This window comes from Hymenobacter lapidiphilus, assembly GCF_013377885.1.
Taxonomy (GTDB): domain Bacteria; phylum Bacteroidota; class Bacteroidia; order Cytophagales; family Hymenobacteraceae; genus Hymenobacter; species Hymenobacter lapidiphilus.
In genome coordinates this window covers 39,189-53,351 of sequence record NZ_JABKAU010000015.1, presented here as the reverse complement: position 1 = coordinate 53,351, position 14,163 = coordinate 39,189, and the positions used below count along the sequence as shown (strand labels likewise).

Genomic DNA, 14,163 nt, shown 5'->3' with positions numbered 1-14,163 from the left:
GCGGTTGGCACACCGGCGCACAAAGCGTTGGGCAGGCCTCGAAATCCGGCTCAAAAGGGCACAAACCGACCACCAGAACATATACTGCCCGGCAATCAGTCGGGCTTCACGGCCACGGGACCAAGTCTAAAAATCTTCGTCCCTTTGTGCTACGAGAGGAGAGAGGCAACAACGCTGACAGCCTGTCAGACCGAAGTCTCACTTCTCACTTTTAACCGCTCACTTCTCCTGAATGAAGTACTGGAAATACTACCTCGTGGCGCTGCTCGTCATCGCCATCGACCAGCTCTCGAAATGGGCCGTACACCGCTATATGCCCATGGGTATGGCCGGCGAAATCCCCGTGTTCGGCGACTGGTTTAAGCTGCACTACACGCTCAATCCGGGCATGGCTTTCGGCGTAGAGCTGCCCGAGCCCTACGGCAAGCTGCTGCTCACGCTGTTCCGGCTGGTGGCTGTAACGGGCATCAGCTACTATATTTACCGCCTCTGGAAGCAGCACGCGCCGAATGCCCTCATGATTTGCATCGCCCTGATTCTGGGCGGCGCCATCGGCAACCTGATTGACTCCATTTTCTACGGTGTTATCTACAACAACGCCCCTTTCGGCGCGCCCACGCCCTGGCTGCACGGGCAGGTTATTGATATGCTCTACGTGGACATCTACGAAGGTATTCTGCCCTCTACCTGGCCGCTGGTCGGTGGTTCGCACCTCTCACTTTGGCCCATCTTCAACATTGCCGATGCCGCTATTTTCGTGGGCGTAGCCCTGATTCTACTGTTCCAGAACCGTTTCTACGGTGAGCATTTCGAGGCCGCCGAGGCGGAAGAGCGCGCCGCCCAAGAAGCCGCCCAAGCCCGCCGCGACGCGGAGGCTTCGGGAGTAGCGTAGTAATAGAACGTCATGCTGAGCGAAGTCGAGGCATCTCTACCGCTTCGTAGCAGTCGTTCAACAAAGCGGTAGAGATGCTTCGACTTCGCTCAGCATGACGTTCTGTTGATTTTCTAAACAGCTTCGATAGCCAGTTACACGGCCCGCCTCATGGTGGGCCGTTTGCGTGTCGGACCAACCAGCGCTTCGCCCGTTATCTTTACCCCATGCCCGCTCCCATCCTCTCCGTCCGCGACCTGACCATCGACTTTCACAGCCACCGCGGCAATACGCGGGCCGTGGAGGGCATTTCGTTTGATTTGCACCGGGGCGAGACGCTGGCTATTGTGGGCGAGTCGGGCTCGGGTAAATCGGTTACCTCGCTGGCCCTGATGGGGCTGGTGCCCATGCCGCCCGGCCGGATTGCAAGCGGCGAAGCCCGGTTTCAGAGCGAGGTGCTGGGCGATGTGGATCTGTTCACGCTCACCAGTGAGCAGCTGCGGCAGGTGCGGGGCAATGATATCGGGATGATATTCCAGGAGCCCATGACCTCGCTGAACCCGGTGTACCACTGCGGCCCCCAGGTGGTGGAGGCCCTGCGGCTACACACCAGCCTGAGCTCAACGGAGGCCCACACCCGCACCGTCGAGCTGTTCACGATGGCGCAACTGCCCCGGCCCGAGAAAATCTTCACCAGCTACCCTCACGAAATCAGTGGCGGGCAGAAGCAGCGCGTGATGATTGCCATGGCCATGGCCTGCAACCCCGCCCTGCTGATTGCCGACGAGCCCACCACCGCCCTCGACGTAACCGTGCAGGCGCAGGTGCTCCGCCTCATCGACGAGCTGCGGCGCGAGCACAACACGGCCGTCATCTTCATCACCCACGACCTGGGCGTGGTAGCCGAAATAGCCGACCGGATTCTGGTGATGTACCGCGGCCACGTGGTGGAGCAAGGCCCCGTGCTCGACATCTTCACCAACCCCCAGCACCCCTACACCAAGGGCCTGCTGGCCTGCCGCCCAAAACTTTCGGTGGGCCGCAAAAAACTTCCCGTAGTGGCCGATTTCATGCAGGAAACAGCCGATGGGGGCTTTATTTCCACTGAAAGCGCCACCGCGCAAGTAATTGAGGCTGAAACGGCTGCTGAAGCTGGACCATTACCTGCCAGCGAAGCCGACACCACCAAAATGTTTCCCGTGGAACATTCTGTTTCACGCCCCGCAACCCCGCATTTCGGCCTCGAATCAGCCCCGTCGGCCGAATCGGGCCTACCGCTGCCGCTCACTGCCGACCCATTGGCGCAGGCTTCGCAGACAGCTCAGGCGGACCTTTCGGCTCCCGCGTCTCAGGGCTTAGGCACTGGGCTGGTCAGTGCCTCGCAGGACGATGGGGGACAGGCAAACGGGGGAGAAGCAGCTTCAGACAAGGCTACCAAAGCTGCCGCTACTACTACCGCCCGCTTCGTAGCTCAGGGTTTCAATCCTGGAGCATCAGGTTTTGGTAGCCCCCTTCTGCAGGTCGAGAACCTGCAGGTATACTTTCCGATTCGCAAAGGCTTTTTCAACCGGAAGCCGGAGTTTGTGCGGGCCGTGGATGGGGTGAGCTTCGCCATTTACCCGGGCGAAACTGTCGGGCTGGTGGGCGAATCGGGCTGCGGCAAAACCACGCTGGGCCGGGCGCTGCTGCGGCTGGTGGAACCAACGGCCGGCCGCATCCTGTTTGGGGGCGACGATTGGGCCACGCTGCCGGCCGAAGCCCTGCGGCGGCGGCGGCGCGATTTTCAGATGGTATTCCAGGACCCCTACGCCGCCCTCAACCCCATGCTGACGGTTGGCGAGGCCATCTGGGAGCCTATGCGGGTGCACGGCGTGGGTGGTAGCGGCGAGCAGCAGAAGGCCCGAGTGCTGGAGCTGCTGCGCACGGTGGGCCTGCGTGAGGAGCACTTTATGCGCTACCCGCACGAGTTCAGCGGCGGTCAGCGCCAGCGCATCTGCATTGCCCGCGCCCTAGCCCTGCAACCCAAGTGCATCATCTGCGACGAATCGGTTTCGGCCCTCGACGTGTCGGTGCAGGCGCAGGTGCTCAACCTGCTCAACGACCTCAAACGCGAGTTCGGCATCACCTATCTATTCATCACCCACGACCTCTCGGTGGCCCGGTTTATGAGCGACCGGCTACTGGTTATGCGCCAGGGCCAGATTGTGGAAAGCGGCCCTGCCGCCGACATCTACGCCAACCCCCAGCACGCGTACACCCGGCAGCTATTAGCCGCCATCCCCCGCGACTCCCCGGCCGATATCCGCGCCGCCGTGGCGGGCAGGAGGTAACAGGTAGTAGCAGGCTCACCAGCACGTCATGCAGAGCGTAGCGAAGCATCTCGCGTGCTGATGTTGAGTCAGGCATTGCAGCGTCAGCACGCGAGATGCTTCGCTGCGCTCTGTATGACGGCCTGTTACACGCTCTATTAACCCTGATATAGTTATTCGCCGTTATATTCCGTAGTATCTTACGGCGGCCGCTGTGCCGCTTCCTTTTTCAATTTCCCGAAGGCATTCAAGCTGAAGCCTTCCCCTCATTCAACTTCTGCCGCCTGAGAAAAGACACACCCGGCGGCCCGACTGACTACATGAAACAACCCTCCCAATCGGCCCCCCGCGCCTCCCGCGCGAAGGCCTCCTCAACCGAAACTGCGGCCGCCGCAACTCCCATCAGCCAGGATCAGATTATGCGGATTTTCCGCGACAACCCCGGCAAGGTGCTTACCTACCGCCAGCTCTCGCGCCGCCTTGGCGTGACTACCAAAGACCAGCGTGAGGTGGTGTTTGCCCACCTGCGCGAGCTGCGCCAGGAAAACCAGTTGCTCCTGATCCAGAATGATGAGTATCGCCTCACCGACGAGGCCCAGCAGGCCCAGGCCGCCGCGCCCAAAGGCCGTCGTAAGGGCGGTAAAAAAGGAGAAGCCGGCGAAGAAGCGGCAGCTCCTGCGGCCCCCGTTACCGAACCCGGCGAGCTGCCGGCGGGCAAGCGGCTGCCCCGCGGCGGCCGGGTAGCCGAAAGTGAATTCGGCCAGGACCCTGTGGTGCACCGCCGCCGCGAGGCCGGCTTCGACTTCGCCGATGCCGACGACCCGCAGGCCCCGCGCCGCCGCCGCGAAAGCGGAGGCGACACCATTGTAGGCACCGTGGCGCTGGCCACCGAGAAGTACGCCTTCGTGATTAGCGAGGAGACGGAGAACGACGTGCGCGTGTTCACCGACCGCCTGCGCTTTGCCATGCAGGGCGACACCGTGCGCCTGCGCCTGCGCGGCTCCCGCGACGGCCGCCCGGTGGGCGACGTGGTGGAGGTACTCGACCGTAAGCGCCCCGAGGTAGTGGGCCGCCTGCAGATTCGCGACCATGTGGCCTTCGTGAAGGCGGACAACCGCAAGATGTACTTCGATGTGTACGTGAGCCAGGACGACCTCAACGGCGCCGAGCACGGCGACAAGGTCCTCGTGCACGTCACCGAGTTTCCGGAAGACGGCTCCGACCGTTCGCCGGCCGGCGTAGTGGTGCGCAGCTTCGGCCAGGCTGGTGGCAACGAAGCCGAAATCAACGCCATCATGGCCGAGTTCGGACTGCCCTTCGAGTTCCCGGCCGAAGTGGAGGCCGATGCCCAGGCGATGCCCGTGGCTATTCCGGCCGAGGAGATTGCGCGCCGCCGCGACTTCCGCGACGTCACCACCTTCACCATCGACCCGGCCGACGCCAAGGACTTTGACGATGCGCTTTCTATCCAGCAGCTCGAAAACGGGCACTGGGAAATCGGCGTGCACATTGCCGACGTAACCCATTACGTGCGCCTCGATACGGCCCTGGAGAACGAGGCCCGCAGCCGCGCCACCTCGGTGTACCTCGTGGACCGCGTGATTCCGATGCTGCCCGAGCACCTGAGCAACGGCCTCTGTTCGTTGCGGCCCAACGAGGACAAGCTGACGTTTTCGGCTGTGTTTGAGCTGGATGAGAACGGCAAGCTGTACTCCACTTGGCTGGGTAAAACCGTCATTCACTCCGACCGTCGCTTTGCTTATGAAGATGCGCAGGAACGGATTGAAGGCCTGGAATCGGACTATACCCAGGAGGTACAGCTGATGAACCGCATTGCCAAAAAGCTGTGCGCGGCCCGCTTCAAGCAGGGTGCCATCAGCTTCGAAACCCAGGAGGTGAAGTTCCGCCTCGATGAGGACGGCAAGCCGCTGGGCGTGTTCGTGAAAGAGCGCAAGGATGCCCACAAGATGATTGAGGAGTTCATGCTGCTGGCCAACCGCAAGGTGGCCGAGTTCGTCTTCAAGCTGAAGAAAACCAAGCCGCGCTTCACAATGGTGTACCGGGTGCACGACTCGCCCGACCCCGAGCGTCTGCAGAACTTTGCCCTGTTCGCCAAGAAATTCGGCTACCACCTGGAGCTGAAAGACGTGCAGAAGCTGAGCACCGAACTCAACGACCTGAACCTGGAAGTGGTGGGCCGCCCCGAGCAGAACGTGCTCCAGACGCTGGCTATCCGCACCATGGCTAAAGCTACCTACACCACCGACCCGCGCGGGCACTTCGGTCTGGCCTTCGAGCACTACTCGCACTTCACCTCGCCCATCCGTCGCTACCCCGACATGATGGCCCACCGCCTGCTGGAACACTACCTGGAGGGCGGTAAGAACGTGGAAGTGGAGCCGATTGAGGAGGAGTGCAAGCACTCGTCGGAGCGCGAGAAACTGGCTGCCAGCGCCGAGCGCGCCAGCATCAAGTTCAAGCAGGTCGAGTTCCTGCAGGACCACATCGGCGAGCAGTTTACCGGCGTGGTGTCGGGCCTTACCGAGTGGGGCATGTACGTGGAAATTGCCGAGAACAAGTGCGAGGGCATGATTCGCATCAGCGACATTCCCGGCGACACTTTCGAGCTCGACAAGGACAACTACCGCCTCGTGGGCCAGGGTAGCAAGCGCATCATCCAGTTCGGCGACGAGCTGCAGGTGGAAGTGAAAGCCGTGAACCTGCTCGACCGCACCATCGACTTCGCCCTGGTAGACGACCGCCCCGACGACGTGAAGCAGCGCGAGCAGCAGGAGCGCCGCGAAAGCGGCAGCCGTCCGCGTGGCGGCCGTCCGGAGCGCGGCGGCGGCGGCAAGTCCGGCGGCCGTGGCGAAGGCGGCCGCTCCGATGGCAAAAACAGCAGCAATAGCGCTGGCGGCCGTTCCGACGGCAAGAGCAGCAGCAAAGGCGGCGGGGGCAAGCGCCGCCGGTAGAAACCGAACCCGCTTGTCATCCTGACGAAGGAAGGACCTTATTTTGTTGAAACGAGTCGTTGATACGGCTGTTTCGGCGGGGTAAGGTCCTTCCTTCGTCAGGACGACAAGCGGGCTCAAGGGTAAGCGCTACCGAAACTCCACTGGCACCGTCAGCACCATATCGACGGGCTGCCTGCCGCGCTTGCCCGGCGTGAAGGTGTTCAATCGGCTTACCGCCGCTACTGCCGCGGCATCGTAGGCCGGGTTCAGGCCCCGGCCCGGCACTACCCCGATGCCGGATAAGGCCCCTGATGCCAGCACTGTGAACTTCACCATCACCTGCCCGCGCTGCCGTGGGCCACCGGGCCGTTTCAGGTTCCGGCTGATGGCTGTGTACATGGCCTGCGCCCCACCCGGGAACGTTGGTAGCGTCTCCACCCGCATGTATCTGCCCGTCGTAAGCGCCACCGAATCGGGGGCGGCGGGAGTTGGCGGGGTAGCCTTTGGGGCTGTTGGCTGCCGGTTCGTTTTTCGGGGCAGTGGCACAATGGGGTCGGGTGGACGAGCGTCCCAGCGGTTGTAGGAGTGCTGCGCTACGGCTATTGCGGGGGGTAGCAGCAAAACCAGCAGCACTAATGAGGTTTTGGCGCTCATGGCAGGGAAGATACGAAGTTGGGCGGAGCACCGCTTCCCACAACCCGCCGTACCTTTCCCTGCTCAATCTGTTCTCTTGCATGGACCTATCTTTCTTCACCGATAAACTCACGGCCGGCCTCGCCGACCTGCGCTACGGGCAGGAGCCGACCAGCCTCTACGAGCCCATCCGCTACATCATGCGCCTTGGCGGCAAGCGCATCCGGCCGGTGTTGGCTCTCATGGGTGCCCACCTGTTCACCGACGAGCTCGGTGCCGTGGTGAAGCCCGCGCTGGCCACCGAAGTCTTCCACAACTTCACGCTGCTCCATGATGACCTGATGGACCAGGCCCCGCTGCGCCGCGGCCAGCCCACGGTGCATGAAAAATGGAACCCCAACGTGGCCATTCTGAGCGGCGATGTGATGCTGGTGCGGGCCTACGAGCTGCTGTTTGATATGCCGCCGGCCCTGCTGGCCCCGTTGCTGCGCCGCTTCTCCCAAACCGCCGCCGAGGTCTGCGAGGGCCAGCAGTGGGACATGGAGTTTGAAACCCGCACCGACGTCAGCATTGCTCAGTACCTGGATATGATCCGGCTGAAAACGGCCGTGCTGCTGGGCTTCGCGCTGGAGCTGGGCGCCCGGCTCGGGGGTGCTTCGGAGGAGGATGCCGACCACCTGCGCCAGTTCGGTGTGGGCATCGGCATTGCCTTTCAGCTGCGCGACGACCTGCTCGACGTGTACGGCGACGCGGCCACCTTCGGCAAGCGCGTGGGCGGCGATATTCTGGCCGATAAAAAGACCTTCCTGCTGCTCACCGCGCAGGCCCAGGCCAACCCCGCCCAGCAGGCCATCCTGGCCCAGCACGTGGGCCAGCCGGTAACGGATGAGGACGGTAAAATCCGGGCCGTGCGCGCTATCTACGATGAGCTCGAAATCCGCCCCCAGACCGAAGCCCTTATCAACGACTACTTCGTGGATGCCCTGCAGCACCTGGAGCGCGTGGCGGCCCCCGAAATGCGCAAAAAGCCTCTGCACCAATTGGCCCTGCAGCTGCTGGAACGCGAGCAGTAGGAGGGAACAGCCGAAAAAAGGGTGAGTGATAAAGAACGTGTCATGTTGAGCGTAGCTGGAGGCGAAGCATCTCCACTGCTTCGTTGCAATGGCAATCCAACGACAGGGTTAGCATTGCGGTAGAGATGCTTCGACTCCGCTCAGCATGACACGTTTTTTATCACTCACCGTTTCTTCCACCTCTGTTCACTCATCACCCAATCACTACTTATCACCCCTTAGTCCCCTGAATGGAAATTTCCGCCACCCTGGTGCTGGCCGTAATTACGGTTGGCATTTCTCTCTATGCCTGGTCGAACCCCGACTTTCTGGAAAGCTGGATTCTGGAGCCTTACCAGATGAAGCGCAAGAACGACTGGTACCGCTTCCTCACCTCGGGCTTCCTGCACGCCGACTTCACGCACCTGCTGTTTAATATGATTGCCTTCTACTCGTTCAGCCGGGTAGTCGAAACCATTTTCGGGTATGCCTTCGGGACTACGGCGGGGTTGTTGTGGTACCTGCTGCTGTATCTGGGAGGTATTATAGTTTCCAGCTTGCCCACTTACCTGCGCCACCGCGACGACCCCAACTACCGCTCGCTCGGAGCCTCGGGCGGCGTGTCGGCCGTGGTGTTCTCGGCTATCCTGTTCAACCCGGCGGCCGGCCTCTACATCTTCCCTATTCCCTTCGAAATCCCGGGCTTCATTTTCGGCCTTCTATACCTGGGCTATTCCTACTACATGAGCCAGCGCCAAGGCGACAACATCAACCACGACGCCCACTTCTACGGCGCCCTCTACGGCGTCGTGCTCACCTTGGTGCTCATCCCGAAGGCAGCCGGTATTTTTCTGGAGCAAATCCAGTTATATGTAGGTAAGTATCTGTAAGTCAAATAGTTAATATATATTATTATAGATTTTCAATATCTATTTTGAGTTCGTTGCGTAAAGGGGCCCATAACTCTCCAAACCTAACCTTTCCCTGCCATGAACGCCATCAACACGCTCACCAAACGCCTGCCCGGTGCCGGCCTGCTTCTCTCGCTGCTCACGGTTTCGCTGCTCACTTCCTGCAGCCGCTTCAACAACGACGGCAGCCTGGCCACTTGGGGCTACATCATCCTGGCCCTCGACGTATTCGCGCTCTTCGACATCTTTCGTCAGAACTGGGGCATCGGTAAGAAGATCCTGTGGGCGGCCATCGTGTTCCTCTTCCCGTTGGGTGGCCTGATTCTCTACTTCCTGTTCGCAGGTCGTGGAAAATCCAGCACCTAAGCCGCCCGGCTATTTATCAGCCAGCAACCAAAAGCCCCGCTGTACTTCGGTACGGCGGGGCTTTTTGCTTGAAGTAGTGGTGGGGTGGTGGCTCTATTTTCCGCTCACTAGCCGGCGCTTTTCCATGCGTGCCACGTGCTTCAGAATATCCCCCGTGTTGGTGATTTCGGTGGCCTGCCAGTAGTCGCCGCGCTTGCGCATCTGTACTTCCAGCACCATAGTGGTATCGTAGCGGGGCTGCGTGAACTCCAAGCCTACTAGTGCCTGCTCACCTTCCTCGCGCGAGTAGGCGATGCCCTGAAACTTGCTGTTCTCGCCCACTACTTTGCTGGCCAGTCCCATCATCGACACGTTTACCAGCCGGTTGGGCGCGGCGGCTGCGGCGGCCTCTGCCGAGCCGGTTTCTATATACCGCTGCACCTCCTTGCGGGCCGCCTTAGCCAGTTGCGGCTTTAACAGGCGCAGAGCGCCCGTCATGGCCATGCCACCGGGGTTGAGCACGCCCAGGGCCGAACCGTTCTCGGCCACATCGTCCACGAGGCTGCCCGTTACGCTATTCACATCCACGTACTGCTCAAAGGCGGCCGGATCGTGGTCGTCGATGGCCTTGTAGGCCTGCATAAGCGAATACTCGGGCGCGGTGCGCACCTTATAGTAGTAGAGGTAGGCCCCAACGCCTACGGCCGCTAGTACTAGCAGGATGATAAGTTTTTTCATGGGTTGCAGAGGTGAAGCAGTGAGGGGATGAGGATTGAGAAAGTAAAAGTAGGCCGATTTGCTTACGCCGGAGCGCGGGCTGCGTAAGCAACGGGGCCAGCCACATTGTTGTGGCCGGTACCATGTTTTCGTCTATGTCATTGTCTTTGTCCGGGCGTTTCCCCGAAGTTCACGGCCACCGCGGTTGCCGCGGGCTACGGCCCGAAAATACGCTGCCCGCCTTCCGCGAAGCCCTGCGCCTGGGCGTCGATGCCGTAGAGCTGGATGTGGTGGTTTCGGCCGACCGCCAAGTGGTCGTGTCGCACGAGCCCTGGATGTCAGCCGCCATCTGCCGGCTGCCTTCCGGCAAGCCCATTGCGCCTTCCGAAGCCCGCCAGCACAACCTCTACCAACTGCCTTACGCCCGTATCCGCGAGTACGACTGCGGTCTGACGCGCCACCCCAATTTCCCGGAGCAGCAGCCCGAGCCGGCCATCAAGCCCCTGCTGCGCGAAGTGGTAGCCGACCTCGAAAACCTGACCCGACAGCTGGGTCGCAGCCCGGTGAAATACAGCGTCGAAATCAAAAGCGAGCCGGCGCACGACGGCCTGTTTCAGCCCCCACCCGCCGAATTGCTGGCGTTGGTTCTGGCAGAGATACAGGCGCTACAAATCATGCCCCGCACCACGCTGCTCTGTTTCGATAAGCGTATCCTGCAGCTGGCCTACCATGCGGTGCCCACGCTGCCCTTGTGCCTGCTCATCGAAGATGCCCTGCTGCTGGCCGGGCACCTGTCTGCATTGGGTTTCACGCCAGCTGTAGTTGGCCCCGACTTCCGGCTACTCACGTCCGCGCTGGCTGCAGAGCTGGCCGGTCAGCACATCCGCCTGGTGCCCTGGACCGTGAACGAGCCGGCCGACCTGCGAGCAGTGCTGGCACTGGATCCCTGGGGTATTACCACCGACTACCCCGAGCGGCTATTGGCGCTCCGTTAGCGTTTTGTGCTAAAGTGAGGTAAAGCTATTTTGCCGAAGGTGTTACAAAATTGATGTAACGTGTCATGTGTAACGTTTGTTTTGTTGCGTTACACTGTGGCAAGGTGTTGTTTAAGCGTACGATTTTGTTGTACTGTATCAGCGTATCATCATAACATGATCGTACGCTTTGGTAACGCGGATTGTATTGTACATATTTACACCTCGAACTCCTTTACAACCTCTATCTATGCCGCACCAGGGCGAAATACTGCAGGATGCTATCAAAAACAGCGGAATATCCATTACGCGGATAGTGGATGACCTGGGTATTACACGTCCGACAATGTATCGTAAGTTCAAGGAACGAGAGCTTGATTACACCTTTGTAAAGCGTGTAGGCGAAATAATCGGACACGATTTCAGTAACGACTTTACGATTACGCAGCAAACCGACTTATCGTTTAACGTTACACATGCTCCTAAAAACGTAACGAATGTGTCCGAGAGTGGCAATGTGTCTCGTTCCACTGTTACAGTCGTTGCCAGTTCAGATAGTTTAAAAGACTTAATGCAGCTTCAGCAGAAGTATATCGCCCTGCTGGAGGCTTACAACGAGTTGCTATTGAAGGTGTACGGTCCGAAGTAGAACAGAAGTGTTCCACGTGAAACATATCTGTTTCGCCCACTTTGCACACCGATGATACAGCGCTGGATAAGCTACGGCCCTATAAGGCCCTGTCTGGCAAACCAGCCACAGAGGACAGCTGTTCGCCCGTTTGTTCCGGCCCGTTATTAACAGGTTCGTTGAGAGCAAAGAAGTGGTGGCTACACGGTTGTCTTGTAATCAAGCCGGACAAGGTAGGAGAGGGGCAAGTGGCACGATGGAAGCGCTAGCTTTGCACACCTCCTGTTCGTTTATCCTGCCAGCCCATGCCCCCTTTTGTACTCCCCGACTATCGTCCCGTTTCCTACTCGCGCGTCACGCTCACCGAGCTGATGATTCCATCGTATGCCAACTTCGGCGGCAAGATTCACGGGGGTATCCTGCTCTCGCTGATGGACAAAGTTGCCTATGCCGCCGCCTCCAAACATGCCGGCACCTATTGCGTAACCGTGAGCGTAGATGGAGTGAATTTCATGCAGCCGGTGGAAGTAGGTGAGCTGGTTTCGCTGCTGGCATCGGTGAACTATGTGGGTCGCACCTCGCTGCTGGTAGGCATCAAGGTAACGGCCGAAGATGTGCGCACCGGCCTGATGAAACACACCAACACGAGCTACTTCACCATGGTGGCTAAAGACGAAGGCGGCCAGCCTACGAAGGTGCCCGGCTTGGAGCTGGAAACCCGCGACGACGTGCGCCGCTTTCAGGAAGCCATCAAGCGCCGGCAGTTTCAGCAGCAGTACCGCGAACAGTTCGATAATGCCCGCACCAGCCTAGCCATAGATGACCAGATGGGGTTGCTGGATGGAGAGCGTTGCCGAATTGCTTACCACAGCAGTTGAGTGGCTACAGCGCAATAGCAGGGGCGGCGCACGGGTGCAGGCTCATTGCGTAGGAGTACGTTTGGCTCTGGGGGTCTTGCAACACTTGCCTAATCATCTCTACACGCCACTAACAGCCGCTCGCAGTGGCGCAAGGAGTGTTCTTACCCCACTATGTACCTCATGCTGCAGAAGGAGTTTCCACCAGCTGCCTGGATACTTTTAAGCTGGATAGGTTGGCATGGCGGTAGGAGCGCGGTTTGCTGTAGCTGAGCAATGATGCTCACTGCCTACTCAACGCCTGGGGAGTTACCGTTCCTTCGCGGCGAAGGCAGCCACCATAAAACCGGGTGCTGCGAAGCCGGCTTCTGTAGATCGGCTATAGGAAGACGACTTCCTTGATAATGTCCTCGCCAACCTCGGCGTTAAGGTTGGCCAGCACTTTGGTCTTGGCCATTACCAACTCGTGCTTGAGGGGTGCGGAGGAAAGACGCACGAACAGCTTGTTGTTGCTCACATAGAGCTGCTGGGTTTTCAGAGCCACGGCCTTGCCCATCACCTTCTCCCAACTGGCCACCACCGTCACCTCGTTCAGCTTGCCCTGCAGGCGGTAGGCGCGCAGCATAGACGTGATGCTGTCTTTGAGCGAGACAATGTCGGCCTTGCGGGAATTTTCGGGAGCGTAAGGTTTTTTGTAGGCCATTTCAGTAAGTTAACGCGCGGAGAAAGCACCCCGCTGGCTAACTCAACAAAGATACCCCGCCCGTCGGCTACAACCGCGTCACGGTGCCGGCATCTACCCGGAACCGGCGGATATCTTCCGACAGCTCAGCCAGTACCCGGTCGGTGCGTTCGAGGTGAGTGTCGGTCAGGAAAATCTGGCCGAAGGTGTGGTTGGCCACCAGCTGCATAAGCCGGGTGATGCGCTTCTCATCAAGGCGGTCGAAAATGTCGTCGAGCAGCAGCAGGGGCTTCTGGTGCTGGCGCTCGGCCAATAGCTCGAACTGGGCCAGCTTGAGGGCAATGGCGAACGACTTCTGCTGACCCTGCGAGCCGTAGCCTTTCACCGGCTTCTCATCCATCAGGAAAGTGAAGTCGTCGCGGTGGGGGCCGGTAGTGGTGCGCTGCAGCGTCAGGTCGCGGCGCTCCTGCAGCCGTAGCAGCTTGCCGAAGTCGGTGCCGGGTAGCTCGCTTTTATAAGTGAGCGTAACCTGCTCCTGACCATCGGCGAGCTGGGCGTAGTGACGCTGGAAGAGCGGCTCGAACCCGACCAAGAACTCTTGGCGCCGCTGCACGAGCTGCTCACCCAGCGGGGCCAGCTGCTCGTCAATCGTTAGCAGGTAGTCACGGTCGTAGCCGGCCTGGCGGTCAGCAGCCAGCTTAAGCAGGGCGTTGCGCTGCTTGAGCAGCTGGGTGTAGCGGATGAGCAGCTCCAGATACGCGTGGTCGAGCTGCGACATGAGGCTGTCGAAGTGCTTGCGCCGCTCCTCGCTGCCCTGCCGGATCAGGTCTGTATCGTAGGGTGAGATGAGCACCACCGGGTAGCGGCCGATGTGGTCGGATACCCGCTCATAAGGCTGCTTGTCGTGAGTAACGCTTTTCTTCTGGCCCACCCGCAGGCTGCACTGGATGGTTTCGGCCGGCGCCTCGTCGGGCCGGCCCTCGAACCGGCCGCGCACCACAAAAAACTCCTCGCCCTGCCGGATACTTTGGGCATCGGCCTGGGTGAAGGCACTCTTGGTCAGCGAGAGGTAGTGAATGGCATCGAGCAGGTTGGTTTTGCCGCTGCCATTGTCGCCGATAAAGCAGTTGATGTGCGGGGAAAAGGCGAGCTGAGCTTCTTCGTAATTCTTGAAGAAGAGCAGGTGAAGGTTCTCCAGGTTCATGCGCGGGGTTCGGACATTGCAATCCT

13 protein-coding genes are annotated in these 14,163 nt (G+C 60.0%); 9 read left to right on the top strand and 4 right to left on the bottom strand.

Annotated elements, in window-relative coordinates:
• The first annotated feature begins 232 nt into the window (after nt 1-232).
• The 3 genes from HW554_RS10020 (at nt 233) to rnr (ending at nt 6,152) form a co-directional block, all read left to right on the top strand.
• Nucleotides 233-892 (top strand): lipoprotein signal peptidase, encoded by a 660-nt coding sequence (locus tag HW554_RS10020; RefSeq protein ID WP_176908447.1) that lies wholly within the window; start codon nt 233-235, stop codon nt 890-892.
• A gap of 206 nt (nt 893-1,098) precedes the next feature.
• The gene (locus tag HW554_RS10015) at nt 1,099-3,201 is read left to right on the top strand and encodes an ABC transporter ATP-binding protein (RefSeq protein WP_176908446.1); all 2,103 of its coding nucleotides are present in this window, start codon (nt 1,099-1,101) and stop codon (nt 3,199-3,201) included.
• Nucleotides 3,202-3,500: 299 nt separating this feature from the next.
• Complete coding sequence (gene rnr, locus HW554_RS10010; protein WP_176908445.1) at nt 3,501-6,152, top strand: ribonuclease R; 2,652 nt, start codon at nt 3,501-3,503, stop codon at nt 6,150-6,152.
• A gap of 129 nt (nt 6,153-6,281) precedes the next feature.
• On the opposite strand, the gene HW554_RS10005 is transcribed toward rnr, so the two are convergent.
• Complete coding sequence (locus tag HW554_RS10005; protein WP_176908444.1) at nt 6,282-6,788, bottom strand: TonB family protein; 507 nt, start codon at nt 6,786-6,788, stop codon at nt 6,282-6,284.
• An 80-nt stretch (nt 6,789-6,868) separates the two neighbouring features.
• On the opposite strand from HW554_RS10005, the gene HW554_RS10000 reads away from it, so the two are divergent.
• From HW554_RS10000 to HW554_RS09990, 3 genes are all read left to right on the top strand, one after another.
• Nucleotides 6,869-7,840 carry a polyprenyl synthetase family protein gene (locus tag HW554_RS10000; RefSeq protein ID WP_176908443.1) on the top strand — a complete coding sequence of 324 codons (972 nt, stop codon included), beginning with the start codon at nt 6,869-6,871 and terminating at the stop codon, nt 7,838-7,840.
• 230 nt (nt 7,841-8,070) lie between these two features.
• On the top strand, nt 8,071-8,709 hold the full coding sequence (locus HW554_RS09995) for a rhomboid family intramembrane serine protease (protein ID WP_176908442.1): 639 nt from the start codon (nt 8,071-8,073) through the stop codon (nt 8,707-8,709).
• Between the two features lie 99 nt (nt 8,710-8,808).
• Nucleotides 8,809-9,096 (top strand): PLD nuclease N-terminal domain-containing protein, encoded by a 288-nt coding sequence (locus HW554_RS09990; RefSeq protein ID WP_176908441.1) that lies wholly within the window; start codon nt 8,809-8,811, stop codon nt 9,094-9,096.
• Nucleotides 9,097-9,189: 93 nt separating this feature from the next.
• On the opposite strand, the gene HW554_RS09985 is transcribed toward HW554_RS09990, so the two are convergent.
• On the bottom strand, nt 9,190-9,813 hold the full coding sequence (locus HW554_RS09985) for a hypothetical protein (RefSeq protein WP_176908440.1): 624 nt from the start codon (nt 9,811-9,813) through the stop codon (nt 9,190-9,192).
• A 134-nt stretch (nt 9,814-9,947) separates the two neighbouring features.
• Here HW554_RS09985 and HW554_RS09980 point away from each other — a divergent pair, with 134 nt between their 5' ends.
• The 3 genes from HW554_RS09980 to HW554_RS09970 all read left to right on the top strand — a co-directional run bounded on the left by HW554_RS09980 (nt 9,948) and on the right by HW554_RS09970 (nt 12,272).
• Complete coding sequence (locus HW554_RS09980) at nt 9,948-10,787, top strand: glycerophosphodiester phosphodiesterase family protein (protein ID WP_176908439.1); 840 nt, start codon at nt 9,948-9,950, stop codon at nt 10,785-10,787.
• A gap of 229 nt (nt 10,788-11,016) precedes the next feature.
• Nucleotides 11,017-11,415, top strand: a complete 399-nt coding sequence (locus HW554_RS09975) for a hypothetical protein (protein ID WP_176908438.1) — start codon at nt 11,017-11,019, stop codon at nt 11,413-11,415.
• Nucleotides 11,416-11,699: 284 nt separating this feature from the next.
• Complete coding sequence (locus HW554_RS09970; protein WP_246285185.1) at nt 11,700-12,272, top strand: acyl-CoA thioesterase; 573 nt, start codon at nt 11,700-11,702, stop codon at nt 12,270-12,272.
• 358 nt (nt 12,273-12,630) lie between these two features.
• Here the strand turns inward: HW554_RS09970 and HW554_RS09965 are convergent, their stop codons facing one another.
• Nucleotides 12,631-12,954, bottom strand: a complete 324-nt coding sequence (locus HW554_RS09965; RefSeq protein ID WP_116942620.1) for a DUF721 domain-containing protein — start codon at nt 12,952-12,954, stop codon at nt 12,631-12,633.
• Between the two features lie 67 nt (nt 12,955-13,021).
• On the bottom strand, nt 13,022-14,137 hold the full coding sequence (gene recF / locus HW554_RS09960) for a DNA replication/repair protein RecF (RefSeq protein WP_176908437.1): 1,116 nt from the start codon (nt 14,135-14,137) through the stop codon (nt 13,022-13,024).
• Nucleotides 14,138-14,163: the final 26 nt, after the last annotated feature.

What these genes read in the sequence shown, in the direction of transcription:
- HW554_RS10020 (WP_176908447.1), top strand. Translation starts at nt 233, where the DNA reads ATGAAGTACTGGAAATACTACCTCGTGGCGCTGCTCGTCATCGCCATC.
- HW554_RS10015 (WP_176908446.1), top strand. Translation starts at nt 1,099, where the DNA reads ATGCCCGCTCCCATCCTCTCCGTCCGCGACCTGACCATCGACTTTCAC.
- rnr (WP_176908445.1), top strand. Translation starts at nt 3,501, where the DNA reads ATGAAACAACCCTCCCAATCGGCCCCCCGCGCCTCCCGCGCGAAGGCC.
- HW554_RS10005 (WP_176908444.1), bottom strand. Translation starts at nt 6,788, where the DNA reads ATGAGCGCCAAAACCTCATTAGTGCTGCTGGTTTTGCTGCTACCCCCC.
- HW554_RS10000 (WP_176908443.1), top strand. Translation starts at nt 6,869, where the DNA reads ATGGACCTATCTTTCTTCACCGATAAACTCACGGCCGGCCTCGCCGAC.
- HW554_RS09995 (WP_176908442.1), top strand. Translation starts at nt 8,071, where the DNA reads ATGGAAATTTCCGCCACCCTGGTGCTGGCCGTAATTACGGTTGGCATT.
- HW554_RS09990 (WP_176908441.1), top strand. Translation starts at nt 8,809, where the DNA reads ATGAACGCCATCAACACGCTCACCAAACGCCTGCCCGGTGCCGGCCTG.
- HW554_RS09985 (WP_176908440.1), bottom strand. Translation starts at nt 9,813, where the DNA reads ATGAAAAAACTTATCATCCTGCTAGTACTAGCGGCCGTAGGCGTTGGG.
- HW554_RS09980 (WP_176908439.1), top strand. Translation starts at nt 9,948, where the DNA reads ATGTCATTGTCTTTGTCCGGGCGTTTCCCCGAAGTTCACGGCCACCGC.
- HW554_RS09975 (WP_176908438.1), top strand. Translation starts at nt 11,017, where the DNA reads ATGCCGCACCAGGGCGAAATACTGCAGGATGCTATCAAAAACAGCGGA.
- HW554_RS09970 (WP_246285185.1), top strand. Translation starts at nt 11,700, where the DNA reads ATGCCCCCTTTTGTACTCCCCGACTATCGTCCCGTTTCCTACTCGCGC.
- HW554_RS09965 (WP_116942620.1), bottom strand. Translation starts at nt 12,954, where the DNA reads ATGGCCTACAAAAAACCTTACGCTCCCGAAAATTCCCGCAAGGCCGAC.
- recF (WP_176908437.1), bottom strand. Translation starts at nt 14,137, where the DNA reads ATGAACCTGGAGAACCTTCACCTGCTCTTCTTCAAGAATTACGAAGAA.